Annotated in this window: 18 protein-coding genes; 12 read left to right on the top strand and 6 right to left on the bottom strand. The window is 40.6% G+C overall.

From position 1 onward, the window contains the following. Window positions 1-31: 31 nt before the first annotated feature. Window positions 32-1,627 (bottom strand): extracellular solute-binding protein, encoded by a 1,596-nt coding sequence (locus tag NYE54_RS24070; RefSeq protein ID WP_339266734.1) that lies wholly within the window; start codon window positions 1,625-1,627, stop codon window positions 32-34. 658 nt (window positions 1,628-2,285) lie between these two features. Between NYE54_RS24070 and NYE54_RS24065 the strand changes: the two genes are divergently transcribed. After that, the gene (locus NYE54_RS24065) at window positions 2,286-2,903 is read left to right on the top strand and encodes an alpha/beta hydrolase (protein WP_339266732.1); all 618 of its coding nucleotides are present in this window, start codon (window positions 2,286-2,288) and stop codon (window positions 2,901-2,903) included. A 161-nt stretch (window positions 2,904-3,064) separates the two neighbouring features. On the opposite strand, the gene NYE54_RS24060 is transcribed toward NYE54_RS24065, so the two are convergent. The 4 genes from NYE54_RS24060 to NYE54_RS24045 are packed head-to-tail and all read right to left on the bottom strand — an operon-like array spanning window position 3,065 to window position 6,559. Then, window positions 3,065-3,766, bottom strand: coding sequence for an ABC transporter permease (locus NYE54_RS24060; protein WP_339266730.1), 702 nt, complete (start codon window positions 3,764-3,766; stop codon window positions 3,065-3,067). A gap of 12 nt (window positions 3,767-3,778) precedes the next feature. Beyond that, window positions 3,779-4,732, bottom strand: a complete 954-nt coding sequence (locus NYE54_RS24055; RefSeq protein ID WP_339266728.1) for a glycine betaine ABC transporter substrate-binding protein — start codon at window positions 4,730-4,732, stop codon at window positions 3,779-3,781. Further along, window positions 4,729-5,394, bottom strand: coding sequence for an ABC transporter permease (locus tag NYE54_RS24050; RefSeq protein WP_339266726.1), 666 nt, complete (start codon window positions 5,392-5,394; stop codon window positions 4,729-4,731). The genes NYE54_RS24055 and NYE54_RS24050 overlap by 4 nt, the downstream gene beginning before the upstream one ends. 1 nt (window position 5,395) lies before the next feature. Beyond that, complete coding sequence (locus NYE54_RS24045; protein ID WP_339266725.1) at window positions 5,396-6,559, bottom strand: betaine/proline/choline family ABC transporter ATP-binding protein; 1,164 nt, start codon at window positions 6,557-6,559, stop codon at window positions 5,396-5,398. 794 nt (window positions 6,560-7,353) lie between these two features. Between NYE54_RS24045 and NYE54_RS24040 the strand changes: the two genes are divergently transcribed. Further along, the gene (locus NYE54_RS24040) at window positions 7,354-8,559 is read left to right on the top strand and encodes a macrolide family glycosyltransferase (protein ID WP_339266724.1); all 1,206 of its coding nucleotides are present in this window, start codon (window positions 7,354-7,356) and stop codon (window positions 8,557-8,559) included. Between the two features lie 175 nt (window positions 8,560-8,734). Here NYE54_RS24040 and NYE54_RS24035 read toward each other — a convergent pair whose 3' ends face one another. Continuing rightward, a complete protein-coding gene (locus NYE54_RS24035; RefSeq protein WP_339266723.1) occupies window positions 8,735-9,556 on the bottom strand; it encodes a hypothetical protein in 822 nt (273 codons plus the stop codon). Window positions 9,557-10,048: 492 nt separating this feature from the next. Between NYE54_RS24035 and NYE54_RS24030 the strand changes: the two genes are divergently transcribed. The 10 genes from NYE54_RS24030 (at window position 10,049) to NYE54_RS23985 (ending at window position 16,456) form a co-directional block, all read left to right on the top strand. Beyond that, window positions 10,049-10,237, top strand: coding sequence for a DUF4083 family protein (locus NYE54_RS24030; RefSeq protein WP_339266722.1), 189 nt, complete (start codon window positions 10,049-10,051; stop codon window positions 10,235-10,237). 234 nt (window positions 10,238-10,471) lie between these two features. Next, window positions 10,472-10,741 (top strand): hypothetical protein, encoded by a 270-nt coding sequence (locus tag NYE54_RS24025; RefSeq protein ID WP_339266720.1) that lies wholly within the window; start codon window positions 10,472-10,474, stop codon window positions 10,739-10,741. 10 nt (window positions 10,742-10,751) lie between these two features. Continuing rightward, complete coding sequence (locus NYE54_RS24020) at window positions 10,752-10,913, top strand: hypothetical protein (RefSeq protein ID WP_339266718.1); 162 nt, start codon at window positions 10,752-10,754, stop codon at window positions 10,911-10,913. A gap of 73 nt (window positions 10,914-10,986) precedes the next feature. After that, the gene (locus tag NYE54_RS24015; RefSeq protein ID WP_339266716.1) at window positions 10,987-11,604 is read left to right on the top strand and encodes a haloacid dehalogenase; all 618 of its coding nucleotides are present in this window, start codon (window positions 10,987-10,989) and stop codon (window positions 11,602-11,604) included. A 38-nt stretch (window positions 11,605-11,642) separates the two neighbouring features. Further along, the gene (locus NYE54_RS24010; protein ID WP_339266714.1) at window positions 11,643-12,146 is read left to right on the top strand and encodes a DUF4275 family protein; all 504 of its coding nucleotides are present in this window, start codon (window positions 11,643-11,645) and stop codon (window positions 12,144-12,146) included. Between the two features lie 46 nt (window positions 12,147-12,192). Continuing rightward, window positions 12,193-12,651, top strand: a complete 459-nt coding sequence (locus NYE54_RS24005; protein WP_339266712.1) for a hypothetical protein — start codon at window positions 12,193-12,195, stop codon at window positions 12,649-12,651. 49 nt (window positions 12,652-12,700) lie between these two features. Continuing rightward, window positions 12,701-13,633, top strand: coding sequence for an aminoglycoside phosphotransferase family protein (locus NYE54_RS24000; RefSeq protein ID WP_339266710.1), 933 nt, complete (start codon window positions 12,701-12,703; stop codon window positions 13,631-13,633). 317 nt (window positions 13,634-13,950) lie between these two features. Next, window positions 13,951-14,400 (top strand): GNAT family N-acetyltransferase, encoded by a 450-nt coding sequence (locus NYE54_RS23995; protein WP_339266709.1) that lies wholly within the window; start codon window positions 13,951-13,953, stop codon window positions 14,398-14,400. A gap of 143 nt (window positions 14,401-14,543) precedes the next feature. Next, the gene (locus NYE54_RS23990) at window positions 14,544-15,728 is read left to right on the top strand and encodes an alanyl-tRNA editing protein (RefSeq protein ID WP_339266707.1); all 1,185 of its coding nucleotides are present in this window, start codon (window positions 14,544-14,546) and stop codon (window positions 15,726-15,728) included. A gap of 323 nt (window positions 15,729-16,051) precedes the next feature. Further along, window positions 16,052-16,456, top strand: a complete 405-nt coding sequence (locus NYE54_RS23985) for a GNAT family N-acetyltransferase (RefSeq protein ID WP_076325863.1) — start codon at window positions 16,052-16,054, stop codon at window positions 16,454-16,456. The last annotated feature ends 42 nt before the right edge of the window (window positions 16,457-16,498 follow it).

Raw genomic sequence — 16,498 nt, 5'->3', positions numbered from 1 at the left:
CAAGCTTTCCGTCTCCAGTGTAGTAGGCATGTTATCGGTTGTTATAGCGTTCCAATCCGGATTGCTGCATTTGAATTGCCTCGTCGATACCCATGCTTTTCATGGTAGCGACATACTCATCGAACTTATCCAGCGATTCTGCTCCCATAATGAATTTAACGATCATTTCATTTTTATACGTATCGATATCGTTCATGATCGAGGCATATCGGCTATTATTTTCCCGGGCGATGGTGATCGGAGGCATTCTTTTTTCATTCGAAGGTTCTGCCCAGACCGTCAAAGCCTCTTGCTGCTCCGGTCTGGCCGCATATTGCTCCATATAGCGTACATCCTGCAAGAAAGGACCCGCATCAGCGGACAAGACATGCTGTTTCAGGGATTGGGCAAGCGGCAATCCTTCCGGATTGTTCATGACGGAATCCATATATTTCGGATAACCGTCAACCATCGTATAGGATGTGCCTTCTTTACCGAAGTTCATGATCATTCGTCCTTCTTCACTATAGAAATAATCGAAGAATTTTACGGTTTCAGCGATGTGCTTGTTGCTTTCAGTTATAGCAGTGAATATGCCGACAATCTGATTGTCCATTTGACCGAATATCGGTTTACCGCCAGATTGTGACGTCGGATAGGGTGTGGCAATAAGCTTGAATTGCGGTTCCTTGGACTCCATTAAATCCATAAACCTGCCCATGCCTCCGCCTACAGCCATAACAGCCGCACCGACCTGATTGCCGGTTATTTTGGCATCGTACATTTTGCTGTCATTGGCTGCAAAGTCTTTGTCCAGCAAGCCTTCATTGTACCAACGGTTCATAGCCTCCAGGTATTGCTTATATTCGGGTTGAACGGGGCCATATTTAACCGTATTTCCTTCGTGATAGAAGCCGTTCGGGATGCCAAAAGCGCCAGTAAAGGCAAGTTCGCCTGCTCCCATCATGATCGGAATTTCATCCGCCTTTCCGTTGCCGTTGGGATCTTGTTCCTTAAACGCTTTCAAAACGGTATACCATTCGTCGATGGTTCTGGGAATAGGCAAATCCAACTTGTCCAACCAATCTTTACGTATAACCGGGCCGGAGTGGGTTTGCAGTTTTCTCACGGGGCGGATGAACGGAAAACCGATAAGATCGCCATCGTCCGTTGACGCCTGTCTTCTCCATTCTGGGTTTTCGTCCAGCAGCTTTTTGAAGTTAGGCGCTTGGTCCAAATAGTCATTTAATGGAATGATCTTTCCATCCTTAATCGCTTTTTGAGCGCCTCCCGGATAATTATTCCACGAATATTCAACGACATCGGGCAGCGATTTCGAGGCCATCATCAAGTTGAATTGTTCGCCAGCTTGGCCTTGGGCCGGGTGTTGGTAATCGATTTTGACACCGGTTTTATTTTCGATTTCTTGAATAGCGGTAATCTCACCATAGCTTTTCATAATAGCGGCTGCGTCGGGATGCATCTGTTTCCAATACGATAAGTTGCTCAAAGGTTGGGTTGACTCTGTGGATTCCGTACGCCCCTTTGGCATCTTCTCACTACTGCAGCCGGCCATCGCTGTGGCAACCAGTCCCAGAGATGTTATAACAGGTATAAGCTTTTTGATGATGTTCCTGCTCATCTGCATAAACCGTAGTTCCTCCTCCATATTTGATGTGCTTTTGACATATTCAGCATAAAGGATGGTTGTTTTTTCCGGAATCATATAAAATCAGGAAAGGGTTGCCATTATTAAGATCAAGCACTGGCGAATATAAAACTGAATCGACCATATTAAAGATTGGCCCTTATAAGTGGGGAGAGATTGCAAATCATTGGGGTTAAGCAGCGAGCCGCAAGCCGCAAGCTGCAAGCTGCGAAAAAATCTTCGCATAGTTTCAACAAGTTAAAGTCGGAGACGTGCATGAACTGCAACAAACAAAAAGAGTGGACGCTAGATTGTGAACAGCCGTGTTTGATGCTCCACGCGATCTCGTGTTAGATGTTTGGACGGAAGAGGAGAATCTGTTGAAATGGGGAAGCGAATGGGGATAGATAAGAATGTGTGAGGAGGGGAAATAGATGACATTTGTTTATTAAATTCTGACCCATTTATTGCATCGGGGTGCAAATCATTTGAAATAAGGACGCTAAAGCTGGCCAACGAAGAAAATAATTATTTACTAGCGAAATGGGGGCATTTAAACAATAATGGAATTATTATTTGTTTGGACTTTAAGGTTCTCGGGTTCGCGAGTATCCAAACGTTAGACGAAATCATTTGAAACAGGGAAGGATGGGAGACAATGAAATTAGAGGTTTTAAGTGTTCCCTCGTATTGGAAAACTGAAATGAAACAAAAATATATTCAACTTTATGAGGAAAACAGCAAGTTGGTTGTTTTGTTTCCCGGAAAAAACTATCCTTGTGATAAACCAATTCTACATTTTGCTGGAACCTCCGCACTTCAAAGTGGTTTTGATTTATTGGTACTGGAATATGGATATCAAGCTGCGAGAACGAATTTGGATGTTAATGAACTGCAAAGAGTCATAGAAGATAGCCACGAATCGGTTCAACGAATCATTGGCAAGTACAAGCAAGTTGTTTTTATTAGTAAGAGCATAGGGACAATAGTTGCTGGTGAAGTTCATGGGAAACTTGAAATTCCAATCAAACACTTATTTTTGACACCAATCAAAGATACAATTCACTATATCAACAAGTTTAACGGACTTGTGGTTTATGGAACAAAGGATGAAGTGTTTAATAATGAACTTGCAAATCAAATTAACATAGACAAAGTTAGAGAGGTCATTGAAATTCCTAATGCCAATCATTCTTTAGAGACCGAAAATGTTGAGGAAAGTATTGAGATTCTAAGTAAACTCGTAAGGATATATATGGAATATCTAAGCAAGTAATCAGTTGTAGGTTAAACAAAGTGACTTCGTCTAACGCCTTATCACACATAGGCGTACGCACCTTAAGTCGCTGGTGCTAACAACTCATAGAAAAGGGGCATCCGCAAGATCTTAGATCTTTTGGGATGCCCCGTTTGAGTCAAATATACGCTTTACAAGCGTCAGTTGATATTTTGCATTTTCACAGGCGATGGAGCCGCACTGGCTGACTTTCGTTTAGCCAGATCCATTTTACGCTGCAGCATGCCAAGCACAAGATCCGCAACGATTGCCAGCACCGCGGCAGGAATGGCGCCTGCAAAGATCCGAAGGGAGTTATTGCTGTTGAGTCCGGCATAGATTTCCCGTCCCAACCCTCCTCCTCCTACGAGTGGAGCAATCGTTACCACGCCGATGGCGATGACGGCGGCAATGCGCAAACCTGACAAGATATAAGTCAGCGCAAGCGGAAAACGCACTTTAACGAGCATTTGGAAGGGGCTCATCCCGATTCCTTTTCCGGATTCTAGATAGCTCGGATCCACCTGTTTTAATCCAACGTACGTATTACGTGCAATTGGATTCAGTGAATACAGGAAGAGTCCCACCATGACCGTTTTCGTTCCGAGTCCCATCCATAACATGAGAACCACGAGCATGGCCAAGCTCGGTACCACCTGCAAGATGTTGGTGATAAACAAAATGATCTTGGCAGCCCATTTGCTCTTAGAGCAGAGAATGCCAAGCGGTACTCCGACGATGAATGCCAGTCCCAGACCGATAACCACCATCGTAATATGCTGGATGAAATACTCCCAGAGCAACCCCTGATTTCGTGATATATACGACAAAAAGTCGGCAAATGTTAAATGTTCATTTTCCATGCTTACCCTCCTTTAGCTTTTCAAGAGGCCCTGCTCTTTCAAGTACGCGATTGCCACCTCTCGTTCGCTTTTCTTCTCAATGTCCACCTGATAATTAAGCGATATCATCGTATCTGCATCCAAATGACCGATTAAAGGCGCTATCGTATCCTGGATTTCAGGATGCTTCTTTAAAAGGTCCGAACGCAATACCGGACTTGCATCATATGGAGGGAAGAATTGCTGGTCATCCTGAAGCGTCTGCAATTGGTAGGCTTTCAGCCGGGAATCCGTAGAATAGGCCAACACGATATCCACCTGCTCATTGGCTACCGCACTGTATACCAGGCTGATTTCCATGGGGAACACCTGACCGAATTTAATGTCATATGCTTTGGAGAACGCCGGATATCCATCCGTGCTTCTCTCCAGCCATGTGGTATCTACCCCAAGTTTCATACGATCCATGTCTTTTTTGACATCGGAAATTTTGGTATATCCATTGGCTTCGGCCAGATCCTTTCTTACCGTGAACGCGTAGGTGTTCTCAAAACCCAAAGGGTTCATCCAGGTGAACCCGAAGTGTTCCTGAAATCCATCTTGAGCTTCCTTCAAGACTTTGGCGCGGTCTTTGGTACCGCTGATCGGAAAATGGTTGTTGAAAATCTCACCGGTATATAATGTTGCCATCTGAACGTCGTTTCTTTTCATCGCATTGATGACCAATGAACTCGATGCCAGATCCGGGATAATATCCACCTTCAGATCGGTTTGGTCTTCAATCAGAGCTTTATACATTTCAGCTATAATCTTGGTTTCGGTATAGGTTTGAGTCCCGATCGTAATCTCGCTTTGAATTCCGCATGCGGAGGTTAAAGCGGCAAGAGCCATCATGCAGATTAACAACGGAGCCCATTTAAGCTTTTTCAGTTTCATCACGCCTTCCTTGTTCCGTCCGCCTCGCTGTCTACGGTTGATGTGACTCATATCGCAGCGTCCCGGGTGTGAGTCTGATGGTAGTGTTTGCTTAGCCAGCCCTCAAGCAGCCCAAGCAGACCGTCAGCTACAAGTGCCAGGAGAATGGCACCAATGCCACCGATGAAGATCATCTCGGGCTTGTTGACACCAAGTCCAGATACAATAAGCTGGCCTAAACCGCCAGCACCAATCAGGGAAGCCAGTGTTGCCCAGCTGATGATGTACACGGTCGTAATGCGGATACCGGACATGATGTAAGGAAGCGATAAGGGAAGCTGAATCCTCAAAATCGTTTGGGCGGTGCTGTATCCCATCCCCCTGGCCGAATTGAGCACCCCTTTATCCACGGAGTGAAAACCGTCATAGGTATTCCGCAGGATGGGCATGAGGGAGTATAAAAATAGCGCGAGTATGGCCGGCTTCATGCCGATGCCGAGCAGCGGAATCAGAATAGCCAGAAGCGCCAGGCTTGGAACCGTCTGAAACAGGTTCGTAATGAAAAATACGATGCTGTTGATCCAGCCTATCCGGTTGTATACCAACAGGATTCCGATCGGTACGGCAACAACAGTCCCCAAAAGCACGGCAGAGAATGAGAGGACCAGATGCTCCTGCAATGCATTTAGAATATCCGGATAACGTTCCGTGATAAAACTCCAGAATGCGTTCATATCACTCACCCTCTCCGTTCAGCACCGGAGGAACCATCGTTGGATAGACTTCGGCCAAATGTTTAACCACACTGCCTCTTGTGATTAATCCGAGGAACCGGTTATTACTGTCTATGACAGGAAGATTACTGAGCTGATGGCTGTCCATGATCTCGATGGCCTGTGGAAGCGTGCTTCCCGAAGCCACAGAAAAACGGACTGGATGCATAACGTCAGCCACCGTTTTGCCTTCCTCGCCGTATTGGTCGAGAACCCGATAGATTGAAACCGCTCCTTGAAGCTGACGGTTACGGTCCACGATCAGCAGTGAATCGACCCTCTTCATTTCCATCATCTTGATGGCTTCAGCTAATCCCCGGCTCGGGAATGCCGTGACTGGATTCGTAATCATCACTTCATCAACAAGCGGAATTTCATAGGCGCTTTCATTTTCATTTTGCAGACGTTTCGAACCGATAAAGTCACGTACAAAATCGTTTGCGGGATGCCGTAAAATACTGTCCGGTCTACCCGTTTGAACCACTTCCCCATCTTTCATCAGAACGATGGTATCCGCGATTTTAATAGCTTCATCCATATCATGCGTCACAAAAATAATGGTTTTATTGAGTTCCTGCTGAAGCCGGATCAGCTCATCCTGAAGCTGCTCACGGCTGATCGGATCCAGTGCGGAGAACGGCTCGTCCATCAGGATGATATCGGGTTCAGCGGCAAGCGCTCGCACTACGCCTACACGCTGCTGTTGTCCGCCGCTAAGCTCGGATGGATAGCGCGTACCATAAATGGTGTGGTCCAGTCCGACCATGTCCAACAATTCATTTACTTTTTGTTCTGTTTTGTCTTTATCCCACTTTTTCAGACGTGGAACCACGCCCGCGTTCTTGGAGATATTCATATGCGGAAATAAACCAACGCTTTGAATGACATAGCCGATATTGCGCCGCAGTTCAACCGGATTCAATCTCGAGATATCTTTACCGTCAATCAGAACTTTGCCCGATGATGGCGTATTAAGCGCGTTGATCAGCTTCATGGTAGTCGATTTGCCACAGCCACTCGGTCCGATGAGGACGGTGATTTCCCCTTTTTTGAATTCCAGATTAATGTCTTTCAGCGCGTGAAAGCCATTATCGTAAACCTTGTTCACATGCTCCAGTACTATCATTCAATCGCCCCTTTGCAAGCAGTATCCATATTATGCGGAGCATTTGGCATATCATCCATCGGGACCCAAAAATTGTTGAAGGAACAGTGTGGTGCCAGAGATAAGGGAAGGCTTCAGCCTTGTTATGTAGAAATGGAAAATGAAGCTAAGCAAGTTAGCTTTAAAAGAAATCAAAATGGAATAGGATTAAGCGCATGATTAAGGGGTGGAGAAAGATCTAAGAGGAAGCCCTGAGGGTACTAACAATTTAAGTTAAAAATCATCGTTATGGTATTGACTTACATACCCAAAATTCCACCTTTATATGCATTGTAGCTTTCCAAACTGTGCAATCCCTTGTTACATCCATCCGAAGAAGTATTCCAAGCCTGTATGCCCCTGTTCGTATTCGGGAAAATATGCGATCTCATACATGAATCCCAGTTATACCTGCGAGAATCAAGCAGCTATGTCATGGTGCCACTGCTTCCCTCGGCCCAAATGGATATATCCAAAATGCGTAAGCAGGCAACGAGTCCCCTTCGAGAAGGACCGTATAACTGCCTAATACATTAATATGTCTAATACTATTACCCAGTTAGCATTAGTTTGAAACATGTATACAGAACGATTTTGAATTTTTAGTACTTCGGGTGCAGAACTGTCCATGAAGCAGACCCGCTCTGTAAGGACATTGCTCAACCGGAAAGTATGGGCGATCCAAGTTTTGAGATTTTTGAGTATTGTACTATGATAAACTTGATTCCATTGATTGAACGATGGTAGGAGACAGTCCCTTTTAAGGAGTGGTAGATATGGCGCGTGTGTTATTTATTAATGGCGGATCTGAAGGACATATCAATCCAACGATTGGCGTTGTGCAAGAGCTTATTTCGCGTGGAGAAGAGGTCGTGTACTTTTGTATAGAAGCTTTTCGGGAGCGTATCGAGAAGGCGGGGGCAACCGTTCGAACATTTGACGATCAAAAATTTATTAAAGCCTTTATCTCAGGTGGGAGAGATTATTTGCTCGAAAGAGTCAACGGTCTTTTACTTACGGCTGATATCGTCATACCAAGCGTTGTTGAACAGATCAAAGGAGAGCATTTTGATTATATCATTCATGATTCCATGTTTGGTTGCGGTCGTTTACTTGCTCAAATTCTTAAGCTTCCTGCAATCAGCTCTTGTACTACTTTTGCGCAGACAAAAGAATCGTTCGATAAAATGCTGGAACCATTTTTTGTAAATGTCCCTACAGACATCGCGAAACCCATAAACGATAAATTCCAAAGCCTGACGGCAATGGTGCAGGAAAAATATAATGTGGAGATCGATTCGCCTTATGAAGTGATTTGCAATCCTGCGCCGCTGACGATTGTTTATACAACAAGGGAGTTTCAACCTGAAGAAAAAGCATTCGACCAAACGTATAAATTTGTAGGTCCATCCATCTCTTCACGATTAACCCAAGAAAACTTCGACTTTACTGCAATCCAGGGAAAAAACCCCATTTACATATCACTGGGTACCGTGTTTAATCATGCAATGGATTTTTATAAGCTTTGTATTGAGGCATTTGGGAACACCGATCATACGATTGTCATGTCAATTGGAAGTAAAGTCCAAATTTCTGATTTAGGTGAAATTCCTACAAACTTCATCGTAAAGAATTACGTTCCACAAACCGATGTACTGCAACATGCTAAATTATTTATTACACATGGTGGAATGAACAGTACCCATGAAGGTCTTTATTATGGGGTTCCGCTCATTGTAATCCCACAAAGCGCAGATCAGCCAATCATTGCGGAGCAAGTCGCCCATATCGGAGCAGGCATAACATTACAAATGCAAAGCTTGACTGCAAATCAATTGCGTGAAGCAGCAGATCGTGTGTTAAGTCTCTCATCTTTCAAGAAAGCCGCCGCCAATATTAGGGAATCCTTTCTGCAATCAGGTGGGTATCATCAAGCTGTTGATGAGATTTTTGAATTTATAAGTCAATGTAGATCTGAATAATGAGCGTGCACTGGAAAAAAACACGGGACCGACAGGATCATGAGCATATAACTATAGCACCGTTACAAACAGTCAATAACTGTTCATACGGTGCTATTCATTTTCAAGTCAATCCTTGACCCGACGGGTTCTATCTTATGATAAATATATGTATATTTTGAAGTATAGTTCTCTTCTAAACGCGAATGTCAATACCAATATTCCGTTGTGTTTCAAGGTTATTATGCTTATTCTTATCGGCGGCATCCTGATTCTGCCTTAGCGTATCAGCAGCATTTACAGTTTGTGCAGATACGGATACATCTTCCTTATGATCAACCTCTCTGGTGACGATCTTCTTGTTATCGCTTTGAATCTCTTCTTTAGTGGCTTCGATCTTTTCACTCATTTTACGATCCAATTCAGTAATTTTCATCTCGATGTTTAGCGCTTCATCGGTTTTCGATTTATTAACTGTCAATTCTAGATTCTTTCTCATTTCCGATTTGCCTGGGTCGCCGGGCTCATTCTCACCTCCAAGAAGAGCTCTTCCCTTTCTTACTTCATGCCTAAGAGTGTCAGTTTCCACTTTCAGTGATCTACGTACACTTGCCATTTTGGTCAATTGGTCATGTAGATTACTAGCTTGTAAAAACTTTTCCATTGATATGCCTGACACATCTTGCTTACTTGTATCCATTTCGATTTTATTACTCAAATTCTCCTTTTGAGAAGAAGCACTATTGTTATTCTTATTCTCTTCAGTCTTCTCCATTCTCTTCTGCATAATTTGAGATTCAAGTAATTGCATATCCGTGGTTAAAAGTTTAATTCTTTCATCTTTTTGTTTAGAGTCCAGCTTTTCGTCTGATTTAATACTCGCGATTTTTTCATTAATAATTCCTTTTTGATTGATTAGCTGCTCAATCTCCCGGTCAATAGGAGACATAATATTTGTTCTGGACTTTACAGGCGACGTAGACTGTGATCTGCTTGATACGCTTGTAATTTGAGGCATTTAAACACATCCCTTATAAACGAAATGGTGAATATTTCCTTGAGGTAATTATCGGTTGTTAACCATATGAATATTAACAAGAATTTTATATCCCGTTCAAAATTGAACTAAGAGGCATTACGGAGACTGGCTTTACGGACAATGCGTAAGTTTGAAGACACGCAGTAGGGCTTTTTTACTTCTTCATCTGTCAACTCCACATTGTAGTGAAAATCCTTTTTGTAGATAATTTAGATGAAAGAAGATGTTAGAGTGTATATTTATTGAATGATTGAACTAGCGAGAAACGATAGTTGGTTAGTGGAAGGAATGAAATCAGATAACACAGTATTCAAACTATTGGACTACCACCGCTTAATTGTCATATGTATAATGATGGAAGAAAGGTTATCTGAATCTTATGTGAAACACCTGAAAATATTAATGTTAACAATCGATTTAAGGGACAATGGTCCGTAATTTAGTTTTTAGTTTATTAAGGGGGCTAATAACTTGGATTTTTTTTGGATGGCAGCGTTATCTCAAATATTCATTATATTATTAGTTATATTGTTCTTGGTAGGATTATTTCGATTTGTGAATAGATTAATTTTACACACAAAAAATACAAAAGAAAGCTTGAGAAGAATAGAAGACAAAATAGATAGGCTAAATCAAGAATTAAATAAGATCAATGAATAATTTCTAAAATAAGTAGTCCGTGTATGCAAGAAGGTTATTCGATATAACAGATATTAAATAGCAGGGGAACCTTAGATACCGTTAAATTACAAAATACCAGAAACATTAGAAAAGTTTGTTCAATTGGACAAGAAATTTCATTAACTACCTGAGCACACTGTCAATGATTATATAGGTTTTTATATTACCTTTAATAATGATAATGACAGATATGAATGCACACCAGAGGACGCTGTGATTTTTGGCAAAACTGGGGTAGGTGGAGACCACTTCGCTTTTTATACGTTTAATCAATCTATTAAAGATTTAGAAGAGGCCACGATTATTTTTATACAACGCATGTTTTTTGAAAAAGCAGTAAACTTGGTTGCAAGAAACCTTAAAGATTTTCTAGCTTTATTCATCACCCTTAAGGAACTTTATGTTATAGAACGTTTTAAACTTTATAAGAGCAAGTCAGATTTTATCAAGGATTATCAAGTCAGATTTTATCAAGGATTATAATGAGAATTATTTGAAGGATATAGATTTACGTGAGAGTGAGCTTGAATTTTTTATTGAAGAATTAATGGACAATGTTGTTGAAGGAATTACTGAGATCAATGATGCATACGCATACATTACTGATTTAAGAAAACATATTTCAATTGACATAAAGAATAGTGACGATTCTTAGTACTTCAATGATGCCTTCCACTTCGCTTAACCCCTAGGTAAAGCTTGTGTATAAGATTTTAGGAGATGATTCGATGACTGCAAAGCCACAACTGGTATTAGATTTAGCTGGTGTATTAATTAGTAATTTTTCAACTGCGGTTTGGCTGCAATTATCTGAGGATTCCGAAATCTCATTCCAAGACATTCGAGAACAATTTGATGAGATTCGAAAGGATATATGGACTGGAAAGATTAAAGAAGATGAGTTTTGGGAATGGATGAGCCTGCGAATGAAGCAGATCAACAAAGAGCGGGCCAGAGCGTTGTTGATGCAATCACTGGAACCGCTGCCAGGATTAAATTACTTGGCTGAATGGAGTGAAATCGCAGATATTCATATATTAAGTAATCATTGTAAGGAATGGTTGGAACCAATTTTAGAAAGAGTAGAACCTTATACAAGGAGCATAACGATTTCAAATCAAGTAAGGTTAAGAAAACCTGATATCCGAATTTATCAACATGTCGGGAAACAATTTGAACTAGGCCAAACGGTTGTTTATATTGATGATCAGGAAAAGAACCTAAAGCCTGTTATCGAACTTGGATGGAAAACCCTGTTAGCGGATAAAGAGCATAAATGGATAGAACAAGTTGAACCGATGCTAGGAAAGAGCCTTTTGTTAGCAAGTCGAGAAGAGGGCCCATAAGTATAATAAAGGATTACACTTATTTAGGGGGAGAGAACTTGATCAGAAAAGAGATTCAATTGATTTTAGATAGCTTACCAGAAAGAGAATTGCAAAAAATATATTGGTCAATAAAAATATTTCAAGAAAACTATTTATACAGGGAAAAATTAATTGAAAAAGCCGTAAACATCTCAGATGTATTTGATGGAGCAACAGAAATTATTAATAGATGGGATAAGACATTTACACTAAACATTAGTGAAGATGTAAAAGAAAGCATTTATTACAGTCAATATAAGTGGCATATTTTTAGTTATGAAATACAAGATTGTTTGAAAAAACATGAAGCAAGAAATGCTTTTAATACAGAAAGTAAAGATGAATTATATGTAATGTACCAAGACTCCCCCGATGTATTTCTATACAGTAACGCAAATGCCATAGTCGCGGAGGATTTTGATTCTCAACAAGATATATATATTTTTGATAAAAACTTTACTTGGACGTATGTGAATACCCATGAAGACATGTGTGGGCCGTATTTTTACAAAGTGAAATAATTTCGACAGTAACCAGATTACTATACATTTGGGAGGGATTCAGGAAGTGGATAGAAAACCAGTATTCATTATTTTCGTCATCTTGTGCTTACTAATTAGCGTAAGTTGTAGTAATAAGAGAGAAGTTACTACAGACGACATTGACAATATTAAATTAGAATTAATAGAACAAACAGAAGAAGCAAATGGAAAAGTGTTCACATTAAAATTACATAACAAATCCAGTCATATTATAGTACAGAATATTGTATATTTAAGTTTTCCCATAAAAGTTGAAAACGGTTTTAGAGGCAATGATTTTAAGATTGAAGCTAGAAATAATAAACTCAATATTAATCCAGGAGAAGAATTACTTCTCACCGTATTTGCTCCTAAGGAAATGTATGAAGGAAATCATAATATTGACTTAGAAGATCCTCATATCGAGATTAAAGGTTTCTTAAATGAAGTAACCGAAATTAATAAATTCAATATGATTGGAGGGCATCGTACTATGGACTCGTAGATATAAAAGCGTTATATGCAATCACTGTAACGAGTTTCAAGGAGGAGAAATGAATATTGATCTCAGACAAACAATTCAGAGTACCATTGAACGATACATATCGCCAACCGCTGAAATTTTAAGTATTAATGATCTTGAGTTAGCCTACGGTTTATCAGCCGTTGCACTAAAGAGACATGAAATACGATTGAGAGATACTAATGATGAAAGAACTATTAATCTTATTTCAAAGCAAGCAACTCTGATTGAAAGGCGAGTGCTTTCACATCTTTTCGAACAATCAGCAAATGTACCTTTTAGTTACACACCTGATTTAATAAGTAGTAATAGAGTGTATCTTTGCATGCAAGATGTTGACTATAAGACAGATTACAGTCATTTGAATTATCATTTGCTTCAATCAAATGAACTATTGGCATTATCTCATATTCATGCGGTTAATTATCAAAAGTCGGATAAATTGAGTTGGCTCCCTTTTGCAGACCCCAATCATATTGAATATGCATTAAACGAAAAGTGGAGACCAAGTTGGGATGAGGCAAAGCTGGATGCAGATTTTATAAGTACATTTGGTCAATATATTTCTGAAGTTGAACAATCAGCAAAATATATTGTTAAAGACATCAAGGAAGTGCTTTTAGACCAAAGTTCCCTTACCCTCATACATAATGATTTACATCCTGGAAATACATTAATTTATAACAATAAAGAAGTATATTTTATTGATTGGGAAGAAGCGAGATATGGGTCTTTGTACTTAGATATTTCACTTAGATTTAGAGAAGCTTCCCAAGCGGAAAATTATAGGCAATTGGTAAATTCGCGGGGGCTGAACTTATCAAAGGATATTTTTACGAGACATTTTAATGTAGCTTCACGATATATGGGATTACGTTATATGTCATGGTTCCTGCAGGTATGGAAAAAAGAAGAGAGATGGCTGAATGAACTAAATAAGTATCTGAAGATGGCGATATCGTAGATAAGATGATGAATGTGATTCACAGTAGGGAATTTAGTATAAAGAATACACGAAACACAATGAGAATGCTCGACTCTTAGTATGATAAAATCATGATGGAAACGGAAGAAATGATTCTTTGGAAATATAGAGAAGGTCTCCGAGGATGCTGAGTTTGATTCTATTTTGAAAGAATATTTTGATGTTTTACAATCTGGTTTCATTACTCAGCCTAAGATAAGAAATGTCTAAGGCTGGGTTGTTTCGTTAATATCCACGTGAGCTACTAGGAGAAAACCTGTGAAGGACAAATAAATCACATAATGGAGTTGTATCTCATGTTGATACTAGAACGAGCAATAAAAAGTGATGCACCAAAACTTGCTGAAATACAAAAGGCCAGCTTTGATGATGAATTGAAGCATTTTAATAATAATGAAATCTGTGGCCCACTAGGATACGATTCCGTAAGTTGGCAAGAAGAGATGATGCATAGTTGTGAATATTTTAAAGTGCTCTATAATGGAGAAATCATTGGGGGCGCAATGATATTTATAGAAACCAATCAAGTACATAATCTAGGGCGGATTTTTATTGATCCAAACTATCAGAATCAAGGAATCGGTAAAAAAGTAATGAAAGAAATTGAAGGAAGTTTTCCGGATAGCGTAAAATGGTGGCTTGATACTCCTAGGTGGAGTGTCAAAAATCATAACTTCTATACAAAGTGTGGATTCACCAAAGTCAGAGAAGAAGGTGACCTATATATTTTCGAGAAGACTATCTAGTTCCTTAAATATGATTATCTCGGGATATATAGCAGATGAAGTTCCATCTGTTGGAGACTTTATTATCTTTGTATATGTTTTTTGTTGTTCTATTATTAAGTAGTACTGAAATAAATTAACCTGAGAACTGTGGGGACATGAAGATGACGAAGAAGCTATATTACGAATCCGCTTATATTCGGGAGTGGGAGACACGAATCACACGCAGACTGGAGCGGGAGGACGGGACCTATCTAGTAATGGAGGAAACGGCCTTTTATCCGCACGGTGGAGGGCAGCCCTGTGACCTAGGGTGGATCGATAAGATTCCCGTTCTTGATGTTGTTCAGGAAGAAGGAGAAATTCTGCATAGAGTCGAGCGTTTGCCTGAGAAGGAAGAGGTTAGCTGTCGTTTGGATTGGAATAGAAGATTCGACCATATGCAGCATCATAGCGGCCAGCATCTCTTGTCTGCCATATGTCTGGAAGTATGCCAGGCGGAAACACTCAGTTTTCACCTGGGTCAAGATTACACTACGATTGATATCGCCCGATCTGACCTGTCTCAGGCCCAACTGATGATGCTGGAATTGGAAATTAACGATCAGATTTACCTTAATCGAAAAGTAACGAATTATTTTGTGAGCCGGGAGCAGGCTGCTGCCCTGCCGCTTGTGAAGCAGCCAAAGGTAACCGGCGATATCCGGATCGTTGAAATTGAAGGTATCGAATATAACGCTTGTGGAGGTACACATGTCTCCGCAACGGGTGAGATCGGAATGATTAAATTGCTGAGAGCCGAGAAGCAGAAGGGGCATATGCGCATCTATTTTAAATGCGGATATCGAGCGTTGAATGAATTTAATGCCGGAATGGAGATTCTCGGCAGCCTATCGGCTAGGTTTAATACCGGAAAGGAAGAGATTCTAGATCGGATTGCAAAATGGGATCAAGAACAGAAGCAGCTCCAGGCTGAATTGAACGCCGTGAAGGCTGAGAATGATGCTTACCTGGCGGGAAAGCTGTTGGCAGACCGTCAAGGCAGGCTGATCAAACACGTTTTTGCGGACAAGCCGCTGAAGGATATGCAGAACCTGGCGGCCAAGCTTACCGAAGAAGCTGAACTTATCGTGCTCTTCGTGTCCAACGCGGACAATAAGCTAGTCCTCGCTCAAGGAGGAAAGAGCGGACTCGCCTGCGGTGCGTTCTTCAAGCAGTATCTGGCTGATTATAGCGGTAAAGGCGGGGGCAGCGACAAGATGGCACAGGCCGGTTTTGCCACCGGGGAGGATGCCATGGCGTTTTACCATTTTGCGGCCCAGTCATTAAATCAGTCTGCAGAGGAGTAAGTGGTCTATTAAGTAGAAAGTATTCAAGCAGCTCAAACAATAAACGCCTCAACCTAAGATAAAAGCTATTTAGGATGGGGCGTTTTGTGCATACGTTATTTCAAATGGAATCTAGAAGTTAATGACATCAGATAACATAGTATTTACGCATTGGATATTTAACATTTATATCGAACAAGGAGATTAAACATGAGGGACATCATAAACATAAAGAGACTAACTACAATAGAAGAAGCTGAATTATTGGATCAAGAATTTGCTAAGCGTTATGGAGGCCAAGACATGGTTAGTAAGTGAAAAATAAAATAAACGAGGGTTTGACTGTGAATTTGGAATATAAAATTAATGATAACTGTATTGTCAGCGAGGTTGAAGAAGTATTTATTCGATCAGGGATCAGGAGACCGGTAGGCGATTCAGATCGAATTCATAGGATGATAGATAATGCAGATGAGATTATAACGGTAAGAGAAGGAAGTAAACTGGTGGGATTTTTAAGGGCAATTACAGATTATTCATATTGCTGCTATATTTCAGATATTGCAGTGGATATGGACTATCAGGGATTAGGAATTGGCAAAGAACTAATAAGAGTATTGAGGGACAAATTAGGAGAAGACGAAATTCAATATGTCCTCACTTCAGCACCGAAAGCCGCAGGATTTTATGAGAGGATCGGATTTGAAAGGGCAGATAAAGCATTTGTAATAAAAAGAAAACGGAATTGACGATATGGATCAAGATTCCTCTCCGGTTCGTAATACAAGAAA

It is taken from the genome of Paenibacillus sp. FSL K6-1330 (genome assembly GCF_037976825.1).
GTDB lineage: Bacteria > Bacillota > Bacilli > Paenibacillales > Paenibacillaceae > Paenibacillus_AQ.
This window is presented reverse-complemented; position numbering and strand designations above follow the sequence as displayed.